The 12050-nt window shown below is 44.0% G+C and carries 10 protein-coding genes; 2 read left to right on the plus strand and 8 right to left on the minus strand.

All coding sequences use genetic code 11. The features are described from left to right. Position 1: 1 nt before the first annotated feature. From B4A24_RS03635 to B4A24_RS03655, 5 genes are all read right to left on the minus strand, one after another. Positions 2-3274, minus strand: coding sequence for a SusC/RagA family TonB-linked outer membrane protein (locus B4A24_RS03635; protein WP_293942719.1), 3273 nt, complete (start codon positions 3272-3274; stop codon positions 2-4). 220 nt (positions 3275-3494) lie between these two features. After that, a complete protein-coding gene (locus tag B4A24_RS03640; RefSeq protein ID WP_293942721.1) occupies positions 3495-4607 on the minus strand; it encodes a FecR family protein in 1113 nt (370 codons plus the stop codon). Positions 4608-4668: 61 nt separating this feature from the next. Then, on the minus strand, positions 4669-5238 hold the full coding sequence (locus B4A24_RS03645) for an RNA polymerase sigma factor (protein WP_293942723.1): 570 nt from the start codon (positions 5236-5238) through the stop codon (positions 4669-4671). Positions 5239-5404: 166 nt separating this feature from the next. Continuing rightward, a complete protein-coding gene (locus B4A24_RS03650; RefSeq protein ID WP_293942725.1) occupies positions 5405-6325 on the minus strand; it encodes a helix-turn-helix domain-containing protein in 921 nt (306 codons plus the stop codon). A gap of 77 nt (positions 6326-6402) precedes the next feature. Continuing rightward, a complete protein-coding gene (locus B4A24_RS03655) occupies positions 6403-7242 on the minus strand; it encodes an SDR family oxidoreductase (RefSeq protein WP_293942727.1) in 840 nt (279 codons plus the stop codon). A 298-nt stretch (positions 7243-7540) separates the two neighbouring features. On the opposite strand from B4A24_RS03655, the gene B4A24_RS03660 reads away from it, so the two are divergent. Both B4A24_RS03660 and B4A24_RS03665 read left to right on the plus strand, forming a co-directional pair. Then, on the plus strand, positions 7541-8176 hold the full coding sequence (locus B4A24_RS03660) for a hypothetical protein (RefSeq protein WP_293942729.1): 636 nt from the start codon (positions 7541-7543) through the stop codon (positions 8174-8176). A gap of 347 nt (positions 8177-8523) precedes the next feature. Beyond that, positions 8524-9090, plus strand: coding sequence for a hypothetical protein (locus tag B4A24_RS03665; RefSeq protein ID WP_293942731.1), 567 nt, complete (start codon positions 8524-8526; stop codon positions 9088-9090). Positions 9091-9243: 153 nt separating this feature from the next. On the opposite strand, the gene B4A24_RS03670 is transcribed toward B4A24_RS03665, so the two are convergent. The 3 genes from B4A24_RS03670 to B4A24_RS03680 are packed head-to-tail and all read right to left on the minus strand — an operon-like array spanning position 9244 to position 11994. After that, positions 9244-10560 (minus strand): sialate O-acetylesterase, encoded by a 1317-nt coding sequence (locus tag B4A24_RS03670; RefSeq protein ID WP_293942878.1) that lies wholly within the window; start codon positions 10558-10560, stop codon positions 9244-9246. Further along, positions 10445-10714, minus strand: a complete 270-nt coding sequence (locus tag B4A24_RS03675) for a hypothetical protein (RefSeq protein ID WP_293942882.1) — start codon at positions 10712-10714, stop codon at positions 10445-10447. Before B4A24_RS03675 ends, B4A24_RS03670 begins: the two co-directional genes overlap by 116 nt. 47 nt (positions 10715-10761) lie before the next feature. Then, a complete protein-coding gene (locus tag B4A24_RS03680) occupies positions 10762-11994 on the minus strand; it encodes an MFS transporter (protein WP_293942733.1) in 1233 nt (410 codons plus the stop codon). Positions 11995-12050 lie beyond the last annotated feature (56 nt).

A 12050-nucleotide genomic window follows, 5' to 3' on the forward strand; every position in this document is an offset into this window, starting at 1 on the left:
ACTAAAGGGTTAAATTAATACCTGCTGTAAATATGCGCATGGGCGGAAGTACATTAGCATTTAGATTTTCGGGATCCAACCCGCCATATTTGGATATCGTCAATAAGTTCTGTCCTTGCAGATAGGCGGTAAGTTGTTTCAACCTAAGTTTTTTAAGAAGATCAGCTGGTACGCTATAGCGCAAACTGACATTTTGCAGACGTGCGTAGGTAGCATCTTCATACGCACCACTGCTGTCATTAAAATTCAGTATCGAGAGATAATTCATAACCGACGTGCTTACCTTTGGCACATTGGTTATATCGCCGGGCTGTTGCCAGCGATCAAGCCAAATCCTAGAGCCATTTGTACCATAAAAACCCATCGGTAGCCCAGATTGCCCCATGAGGCTCTTGCCTATCCGTTTGGTAAAGGTAAAGGCAAAGTCTAGCGTGAAATTTTTGAAGGTGAACGTATTGGTCAGACCACCATAGTAGGTAGGATCAAGATCGACAAACTCCGTTTTGTCAGACTGGGACAGGCCAGTTACGAATTCGCCTGTTTCACCTTTGGCATTTGTAAAAGTATATGTACCTGTTTGCGGATCCACCCCTGCATATTTATAAGTCAAGATACCGTTGACCGATTTACCCAATACATAGTTTGAATAAATACTACTTTGCGTTGGCATCCTGAGTATTTTGCTATCCGGAAGCGATATATTAAAGCGCGTGTTCCACTTAAAGTCTTTATGGTCAATATTGACACTGCTCAAGCTGATCTCTACCCCCGTATTACGTAGTAAAGCATCCGAATTGAGCGTATATTTGCTAAATCCGGTCACCATGGAAAGCGGCTGGGAAATCAACTGATTGCTTGATCTGTTGTGGTAATAGCTGGCATCCAAAGATATGCGGTTTTTAAAGAAACCCAGCTCAATAGCGGCCTCCGAGTTGAAGTTTTTCTCCCATTCCAAGAGTGGATTAGAGAGCGATGTTGGGTAGAAGCCAATTTCTCCACCATAGGTTTTGCTGAGCACTGAGTAGGTACTCAAGTATTGATAATCACCGATCTTGTCCCCTCCTACAATTCCACTACTTGCTCTTAACTTACCAAAGCTCAACCAAGGCATCAGCTCTTTGACACCTCTTTCTTCGGAAAATATCCATCCCAAAGCTGCCGAACCAAAATTACCAAACCTGCGACTTGGCCCGAATTTAATGGAGCCATCGCGGCGACCATTCAGGTCAAGCATATATTTTTTGTCCCAGATAAACTTGACAATCCCATACATGCCAATAGATCGGTATTGGTTATCCGAAATCGTATACGTTTTTGACGCCCCCAAAGCTGGATTACTCAACAAGGCATCCGCAGGAAATCCCGTTCCCGTGATTGCATTAGATCGCCTTGTATTCTGATTGATTTCGCCACCTAATTTGACGCTCAGTTCCCCCTTTTTCCAGATTACATTTTTATATTCGGCGTATGGACTAATCGTTAGCGATTGCGTATCAAAATTGTTCAAAAGCCCCACATTCGTGTTGTAAATAGATGTTGAGGCGGGATTGAAGGTTGTAGAGGGTACAGTAGACAATTCCCTACCTTTGAGGCTATTGAATCCAAAAATTGTGTTTAGGACAATATGCTCATTAGGGCGATAATTTAAGGTCAGATTCGATAATAAATTATTGGTTGTATTGAGATAAGTACGGTTGATATTACCGATCCCTTTTTCCCAATCCCCCACTTCGCTCCAATTGACTTCCCCCTTGTCAGTCAGCGGATAAGGTGCATTTGGCGCAACAGAGCTGGCATAAGAAGAGAAATCATAGGGTACCATATCATTTTTGGATCCCATATACGATCCACTGATAGAGAGGTCAAACTTATTGTTATTGCTTTTGGTATTGAGGTTAAAGCGCAATGAGCCATCCCTATTTGCGCCCCTATGCATCTGGATGTTGCCCGTATTGCGCAAGCTACCATTAATCAAAAAAGAGGTATTATTGCTACCACCGCTATAGCTCAAGTTGGCATTGCTGGTCACAGCGGCTTTACCCAAGAAAGCTGTTCGCCAATCATGGTAACGATCTTCGGGCCAAGTTCCATTGACATCATAGTCTGTTGCAGCAGGTTCAAGGCCATCGTTTTTAAAGGCCTCGCGACGTAGCATCAAATATTCCGCTGTGTTTAGTATCGGTGCTGTTTTCCCTTTTATAGAAACCCCACTATAAACGTTGGCACTGACCATGCTACTTGTTGTCTTTGCCTTTTTTGTGCTGATCAAGATGACCCCATAGGCCCCGGAGGATCCATAAATTGCGGTGGCATCAATATCCTTGAGCACATCGATGCGCTCGATATCGTTGGGATTGACATAATTCAGTCCGCTCCCCCCCTGTAAGAAGTTGCCAGTATCGTATTGTGAGTTGGTATTCATGGGCAGGGTACCACTGGGGTAACGCACCCCATCCACGATAACCAATGGTTCGGCAGATCCTGTATTAAAATTACTGGCACTTCGTAGTCTCATAGAGAATGCACCGCCCGGTTGACCAGTGGCCTGTTGGATAAATAGCCCGGGGACTTTTCCCTGTAAGGCCTCCAGCACATTGTTAACGGGATTTTTCTCAATATCTTTAGCCGTTATCGTCGTAATATTACCTGTATTAAAGCGCTTGGTCGTATTCCCATAAGCAGTCACCTGGATTTCATCCAGGTCATTCAGTTGCGGCACCAATTTAAGTTCAAAGGGATATTTAATCGCTGTCGCTTGTAAATCCACTGCTTTATACCCCACATAGGAAAAGCGTACAGTCGATTGTTTACTTTTGACCTTCAGTACAAAGGCCCCTTTCAGGTTAGTTGTGGTCGCATTCCCATCGGGGTTTAATTCTTTGACAATGACACCAGCCAAGGTAACCCCATTTTCATCCATTACGGTTCCGCTTACATAACTCTCTTGAAAATTTGCAGGGGCCGCAAGTGGGGCGGCATCGGCTCTTTTGCTGACGACGATACTGTTATCCGTGATATTATAACGTAGATTTTCGGCCGAGAACAGTTCCAATAATAGCTCCTGTAAACTTTTATTTTTTACGTGGATCGTTTTCCGCTGAATAGCGTTTATATGACTATCGTTGTATACAAAGTCATAACCTGTCTGTTTTCGGATCTCTTTAAAGATCTGCGACAGGGTTGCATCTTTGACGTTGAGCGTGACTTGCTGACTAAAAGACGTCGCGCTGGCGTGTACCATACCAAAGGTGAGCAGCGTAATAATAAGCTTCATAATACATGAAATTTTGAGCAGAATTCGCCTGATCCGCCGTTTTTTATAGGTAGAAAATTTGTACATTTGATTTAAGTTAATAATGGGTACACTTCCTGCCAGTCGTGTACCCTGGAAAATACTTGAGTCTTTAGGGTGGCCACTTTGGCCTCCCTTTTTTATGGTTGTTTATTGCATTTTATATAGGTCCGAATTCTTTCATCATGATAGTCGTTATTATTTAATTGATTAGGTATAATGTCTGTCCCTTGAGCGTGAATTTAAGGGAGTTTGTTTTTTCAAGAAGTTGTAGGATGCTCGAAAGGTTCTTTTTTCTAGAGATGATGCCTGTAAACGTATCTCCTTTATCTGTATAGGCCGCGTAATCGATGTCTATGTTGTACCAGCGTGCGATGTCCGCCATCATTTGTTTGATTGGTACAGCATTGAACACAAAGTCGCCATCCTTCCATCCAGCTTCCGCTTCCGCGTCAACTCGCTGAATTTTGGCCCCATCGGCAGATACAAGACATTGTTGCCCCGGTTTCAATAGGTATACGCCATGTTTTGAATTGATTTTAACAGCACCTTCGATCAGTGTGGTTTTTGTAGCCCTATTTTCCGGATAAGCCGTCACATTGAAATGTGTGCCCAATACTTGGATTTCCTGCTGATCGGTCCGCACTTTAAATGGACTGTGTTGTTTCACCACCTCAAAATATACCTCACCCGAGACAGATACTAGGCGTTCATTCGCTGCAAATTTTGTTGGAAATTCAATGGAAGATCCTGCATTAACCCATGCCTTTGTCCCATCGGGAAGCGTAAGTCTATATTGCCCACCTCGAGGCGTAGTTAGGGTATTTAAAAGGGGAAATTGGTTACTTGTAGGCGTGTTCCCATTCAATTCATAGCTGATATTTCCTTTTCCATCTTGGTGAACAGTTACCTGCTCATTGAGCTTGATATCCTGTACATTGCCTTCCCCCAGGGTATATACCTGCCCATTGGAAAGCTTCAGTATCGCTTTATCCGTTCCTGGCTCTACCTTGATGGACGCTGCTTCGGTAGGCACTAACTCTCTGTTTTGCTGATACAGAATCCAAGCCACAAAAGATAGACAAATACAAATTATAGCTGCCGCAACCATGCGGTAAGGAAAGTGAATAATTCGCTTCGGAGCTCCCACTTCAGGCTTCAATCTGCCCAATTCCTTATATTGCTGATCGGTCAGCTGCTGCCCGGAGATATTGAGCTGGGCATACCAGGCTTCAAGCAGTCTGGCCTCCTCTTCCGAGCAATCGCCTAGATTATATTTTAACAACAATTCTTTTAGGTCTTCTGCGTTTTTCATGCGCTTTATTTAATGTAAGACCTTTGAGGAAGCCTTAAGGGCTAGTGTGTTTTTATTTTTTTTAAAAAAAACCTAGAAAAAGTACCATACCCAGTTTAGTGCGCAATGTTTTTAGTGCAGCTTTAATATGGTTTTTGACGGTATTTTCAGAAATTCCGAGGCTTTCGGCTATTTCCCTGTGTGATAATCCATGCATCCGGCTCATCAGCAGCACATTTTTCATTTTTGGCGGCAATTTTTCAATTTCACCATCTATTAGCTGCTGCATTTCCCTTTCCCGGATTTGATACTCTGTGTAATGGCTTACATTATCTGTGAATTGACGAAAAGATTCGGCGTATCGGTCCACCACATTTTGATGTGCAATATATTTTAATACTTTATTACGTACCAGCACATAGAGCCAGGCCGAAAGATTTTTTATCGCAGGTAAGTCTGCATGTTTGATCCATATCTGAGAAAAAACATCCTGTACGACTTCTTTTGCCCCATCATAACTACCCAATTTTTGGTAAGCGTGACTGACAAGCAATACCTTATAACGATGATATACTATTTCAAAAGCTTGATGATCCCCATTGCGGATCTGATCGATCAGTTCTTCATCCACATGACTTTCGTTAGTTTGCATATAAAGTATTTACTGAATGAACCTTTACCATGTATACTTAGGTGAATTTTAAATCGGATAGACTATCTCGTTTGGCACAAAAATTGGCCTTCATCGCCAAAAATATCAATATTAAATTGAATAGAAAAAGAAAATTGGCGATGTTATAAAAATTCATTCAAAATTTTCAACGCGATATACCAGTCCCATTCAACTCCCGGAAGCGGACCGGTGCCATCTGCATCATTTTTTTGAAGAAATTATTAAAGTGGGTAGCCTCTTTAAAACCTAAAGAATACGCGATTTCTGAGACGTTCCATTCGGTATGTCTCAGTAATATTTTTGCCTCCTGCAACAAACGCTCCGCAATAATCATGGAGGTTGTTTTTTCTGTGGTCACCTTGACGGCCCGATTTAGATGATTGACATGAACGGAGAGCTGGTCCGCGAATTCACAGGGCGAACGAAAGCTGATACGCTGCCTCACATCTTCAATCGGAAACTGACGCTCTAAGAGTTCCAGGAACATATGGGTGATTCGTTGAGCAGCATTCGTTTGTTGCTTTTCAACTTTTGAAGCCGTTTTCATCCGATGAGTATAGTGAAGCAGATCAAACACGAGATTTCTCAGCAGATCATATTTATGTTCATAATCCGAATCCAAGCCCTCCTGCATCTTGAGGTACACCTGCTCTATTTCTTCCAATTGCTCATCCGTGAGCTCAAAGACAGGTATAGCATTAGGTTTAAAAACTTCGTAGTCGTTGAGATTGCCAAAATGGTGAAAAAATGATGCTGTAAAAACACAAAAAAAACCAGCTTTATAATCGTCAATCCATTCAAATTTGTAAGGGATCTGCGGATTTGTAAAAAATAAGGCCTGCTTTTTAATTTCAATGACCTTATCAGCATAATGTATTCTATTTCTGCCGATTATCAGGGTGATTTTAAAATAATCTTTCCTGCTGTAGACCACAGGCTTCGTATGCTTACCTATATATTCATCTATTTTAAAAACATTGAAATGCCCTACCCCATTTCGGATATTTTCGGGGACCCGGTCAAATTTAGACTGGTAAAATCCCTCCAGCGACTGCATTTTTTCCATCTGATAAATATACGAAAATCAAACAAAAAGTGTTGTCACTCTGGAGTGGCAACACTTTTTGTTTTTGGGGTAAGATTTTAATTAAAATCAGTAGAATAAGAAATATTCTTGTCGCTTTCCAGTTCTTCAGAAAGCAACTTAATTTTTTCCGTTGCCCTTTTATAGGCATCGCTTCCGAGATATAGCCGTACAGGGGGATTCGGATTCTCTGTCAGATCAATAAACACCTGAGCCAGCTTTTCGGGGTTACCGATTTGTGTTCCGTTCATTGCTGCATATTTTTCGTGAGAGGCTCTGATCGCAATGTAGCTTTCGATTTTCTGTTCAGCTAAAACCAGCGAGCTATCTTCCAGAAACTCCGTCCGGAATGCCCCTGGTGCCACCACTGTCACTGTCACACCAAACTCTTTCACATCCTCTGCCATCACCTCCGAAAGCCCTGTCACGGCATATTTTGTTGCCGCATACATTGCCCAGCCAGTCCCTGGGGCAAATCCCGCAATAGATGAAATGTTGATAATATGGCCTGATCTCTGTTGCCTGAAGTAAGGAATCGCAGACTGCATCGTCTTGATAACAGCCATTACGTTGATGTCAAAACTATCTTTGATTTCTTTCTGACTTAATTCTTCCACAGCTCCACCTATCCCATAGCCGGCATTATTCACCAACACATCAATTTTACCGAACTGTGCAACCGTACGTTCAAACGCTTCATGGATAGATTTCTCACTTGTCAAATCCACTTCCAATGGTAAGAACTGTTGCTCGTCAAAATGCCCGACAGCGTCAATTAAATGTTGAGATTTTCTACTTGTTGCTGCTACGCTATACCCTTTTTCGATGAGCTTTTTCACCAGCGATAGCCCCATTCCTTTGGAGGCCCCGGTTATAAACCATACTTTATTTGTCTTCATATTAAATTTATTTATAGGACAAAATTAGCACTTCAGTGGCCGGCAGTGTTAACAAAATAGAAACAATAGCTTACAAAAATCAAACAATTGAGTCAATCCCCATTTTCGTATATATGCAGGACAAAACCGCTGCATACCAATTCAGCACCGAAATCAGAGAATAGGCATATAAACGATATTTTTTTATTTTTCACTATGCTAACATAAATTTTATTACCTTAGAATATTGTTTAAAGAAATAATTAAAGCCTAAAAAACAAGATACAGCAATAATATTAGGTAAAGAAAAAATAAATTTATGAATACAACCCTAAGGATCGCTTCATTACTATTTTCTGCTGCCATTTTTATCTATGGGTGCAACAAGGATGACAGTATACCCAAGTTACCAGAGAAAGTTATCGAGAAGCCCGAAGAACCAGCCCGACTCGTTAGAGATACCTTTCTGTTTTTACGAAAAGATGTCATCGTCTTTAAAGCATATAGAGGGTCACTCAAAGGAGGTATTGATATTTCAGCTCAAGAGAAACCAGAATCTTTTTGGAATTCTACCAAACTGACCAGTTATCGTTACGATACGCTGACCGTTACCAAAGACAGCACCTTTGAAAGACCTTATAAATATGAAATCAATGATTTTCGGTTTGAGCAAAGGAAAGACAGTGTTTTCCGATGGAATCGCTACGCAAGATTTTGGGAATTTTATGGGATGCGCAAGAAAGATACCGTCGAACAGTATGTGCGCTTTTATAGTTTTCAAAAATACACGCCACCCTATTTATATGCTGAAAACGGTCACAATTCGGGCGAAATATCCTATACCTATTATTTTAATGACAATAAATACCTTTTTAAAGGCCCCGAAGATATGAAAAATGAGAACGATGAGGTAGCCTGGTATGGTATCAAATATATATACGTTAAAAAGAAATAGCTTATTCGACAGACAACAGGACCTATTTATAAAAAGGGAAGCACCAGATACGATGCTCCCCTTTTTATAGTCTAAGGCCTAAATTCAGTTAAACGAACCCAATTTCAGATCGGCAAAATAGAGATGGTCAGTATAATACCGGTACTTATATTGACTGCCCTTTTCACCGCTATGAACATGGCAAGGATACCGCCGAAATGGACTGGCCATTACCGATGAGCAGCTCAAAAACGGTGTGGGGACATTTCCTGTACGCGCATTTGCCAAGCTGAAAAAGGATGTGGCTGGATAGAAGCTTTACGATAAGAACGCCAAGCCATATACGTAAATTAAATACAAGAAAGAAAATGGGCCAATACTTTTGGATTGCAATACCTGCACAGCTGTTTTTTCAGTATTGCGGCGAAACGATGGAAAAACATCATGCACACGCCTATATTGAAATGATAAACCGCCAATCAGGCAAGCACAATTATGTAAAATATAGCAGGGAAAATCAGTCGGCGTTCTTGGAAAGCTTTTCATCCGCGGATTATTATGGATTTTTTCTGTCGACTTATCCCTTTTCAGATCAGGAGGCTATAACAAGCTCTGGTCTCTTCTACGATTCGCCTGTGGCCGAATATACAATCGCAGGAAGCGGCGGGTATGAAACTGATCAGACAAGAGAAATCATCCACTTGCGGCAGATCATGAAGCAAGCTGACAGATCCGCAAAAGCATTTTTTGCGGCCTTGCAGCGCAACCTCAAAAAGATCCCCGACCTACGCGCTACCCTAGTAAGTGGAAATAAAAACCATCTTTACCTGCCAACACCAAAAAGTATCATTCCACAAAACGCGCATAGCCGACTTATAAAAATGCCTTGGGAAGAACACTGTCTCAGCAAAGACCTCGTCTACCGGCAAGAATGATTCAAATCAGGTGGGGTACACAATGTTGACGAAGCCGGAAAACCGGTGAGTTTGGCCGGAAGACGATAAAATAGCCTGTCATCGATCAGCTTCTAGCGATTTTCGGGGGGGGGAGTAAATTTTGGTCTAATAAGTGGGAAAAATGAATTTTCCTTATTCAAAATCAGGCCAGTCATCGGTACGGAACGGTGATACCGGTAAACCTTTGCTATTGAAAAGATTGGGTGTAGCGCTGTTGGTAAAACCAAAACGTACCGCCGTCGGTGCCTTTACCTGATCGGCAAAGACCAACAACCGCGATCCCTTTACTGTATGCTTGGCGGGATAAAATTTACGGTTCTCGCCGGCAATGTACAGATCAGTGATTTCTTTTCCACGGACAAGCAGCTTGCCGTCCAGGTCGGCAAAGGAAAGGATGATCTTGTCACCTTGGATTGTATAGTCCTGCAAGGTCGGTGATTTATAATCCACCAGGGGCCGTGCATAGACCTCGGCCAGGGCCAGATCCGCGAGCCGCGAGGCTACTGCTTTTTTTCTTGTCGGATGGATATTCTTTAGGTCATCGACAAGATCAGTGGTGACCACCATCCCCGACCGCGGCAGTTTTCGGGCGGTCCTTGCCTGCTGCTCACGGAGCAATGCCGCATTAGGCTTTTTATATTGCGTGTAAACAAAGGGGGCAATCTGTACGAAGTAAAATGGAAACTGGTAGCCCCAGGCCTCCCGCCAGGCACCCACCATGGTCTGAATCAGTTGATCATATCCCCCATAGGCTATCGTGTTATCCTCCCCCTGATACCAGAGAGAACCGGCTATCGTATAGCCCGCAAATGGCGCCAGCATACCGTTCCAGAGTACCCCCGGCTGATGGGGTTTGCGGGGCGCCAGCTTCTGTAGTGCCGCATAATGCGTGAGTTGCTCGTTAGCTAAGATCTTCTCCTTTGGTGTCCAGAATTCTGCGGCTGTGCCACCCCAGCTGGCATTGATGATACCCACCGGGACATCCAGTTCGCGCGATAGTTTTTCCGCAAAGAAATAGCCGATTGCCGAAAAGTCCCTGACGGTCTCCGGCCGTGATGTTTGCCAGCTGTCAAAGATATTGTGCTGTGGGGTTTGGGCAGCGATATTACTGACCTGTAACAAGCGGATATTCGGATTGCTGCTGCCTGGGAGGATATCCAGGATCTCCTGCAGCTTATTGGCGCCGGACCATTGCATGTTGGACTGGCCCGAACAAAGCCAGACTTCGCCGATCATGATATCCTTAAGTTCCAGCTCCTGCTGCGGAGTGACCAGTTTAATGCTGTGCGGCCCACCCGCTTTCGGGGTTTCCAGCTGCGTGCGCCATGTCGCGTCACCGCTGACCACCACTGATAGGGTATCTTTGGACCAGGATGAAATCAGTTTGACCTGCTGTCCGGCTTTGGCCCAACCCCAGATATTCACCATAGACTGCCGTTGTAGCACCATATGATCCGAGAAGAATGCCGGCAGCCGTAAATTTTGCGTATATGCCTGGCATAGTATTAGGCAACAAGCGATTATAAATCCTACTTTCTTTTTCATCTTCTTTTTTGTTTATGCGCCAGCCTGGCGCAATTAGTCCGTCGCTATTCCTGGCCAAGTCCCGTTTATTTTCGTTTTCCTTGGGATAGGTCTTTTTGCCGGATCTTATTGTATTGTATCATTTTTAACTTTCACCAACAGCAGTGCCAGCGCAGCCAGCAGCAGCCCGATTGCTACGACCTGATAGGTTATTGCCAGGCTTACATTGGCATCTTTCAGGGCACCCCCGACATACACCATCAGTCCGCCGACAATGGTGCTCAAAAAATTCAGGAAGCCATAGGCCGTGGCGCTGTAGCGGCTGTCGGCCACCTGCCGCAAGAGCGGCATCAGGTTGGCATCATTGAAACCGCGTGCCAGTCCGAAAATAAGCATCGCAAGGATTGCCCAGGCAAAAACATTAGTCCAGGCCATAAAAAACAAAAAGGGGGCACCCAGCACAAAGCCCAGGACGATCATATAGAGCCGGGCGCGTTTATTCCGGCGCTGCCAGCGATCCGCTAACAGGCCTCCCACAATGACACCGGCAAAAGACCCGATCTGCATATAACCCGTGGCCGAAATACCGGCCTGGCCAAGATCCAGGCTGAACTGTTCCTTCAGGAACGTCGGAAGCCAGCCGTTGATCAACCAGTTTGCCATGCCCAGTACCGCAAAATAGACCATAATGACATAAAAGGAAGGCAGGCGAAATAAGCTATGTAGGATGGCTTTGAGCTGCACCTTCCCTACCTGTTCCGGTAGCGGTTCGTTCGGAGCGGTGGGAACAGTCCGGTCGCGCAAGGTATAAACCAGTAGCAGTGCGTACACAACACCAAAAAGGCCGAAGACGTGAAATCCCTGGCGCCAGCCCCAATATTCGGCGATATATCCGCCCAGACCGCCCATGGCCATTCCAGTATACAGTCCGCACATATGCAGCCCTGTAGCCAGGGAACGTGTACGGCCGCTATGGTAATCGCTGATCAGTGCCAGGGCGGCAGGAATATAGCAAGCCTCACTGACACCCATCAACACCCTTGTCAGTAACAACTCGGGAAAGGAACGCGCATAGCCTGTCCAAAGCGTAACCGCAGACCAGACGAATACCGAGAAAAGAATCACTTTCTTGCGGGAGTAGCGATCAGCCATATAGCCGCCAAAGGGACTCACAATGCCATAACACCATAAAAAGACGGCGGTGAGCAAGCCAAACTGCGCATCGTTCAACTTAAATTCACTGAGAATCGGATCCCGCATCGAAGTCATCAGCAAGCGGTCAAAATAGTTTAAAAAGGCGACCACCCACAGCAAGATGACGATCAGCCAAGCATAACGTTTTGATGTCGTGTTTATCATTATTTTGGGTTTATTCAAGTTTTGTTAACCGCGATACGCTAGTACATTCTTAAGCG

The sequence above is a fragment of the Sphingobacterium sp. UBA7249 genome (genome assembly GCF_002472835.1).
In the GTDB taxonomy this organism is placed as follows: Bacteria; Bacteroidota; Bacteroidia; order Sphingobacteriales; family Sphingobacteriaceae; genus Sphingobacterium; species Sphingobacterium prati.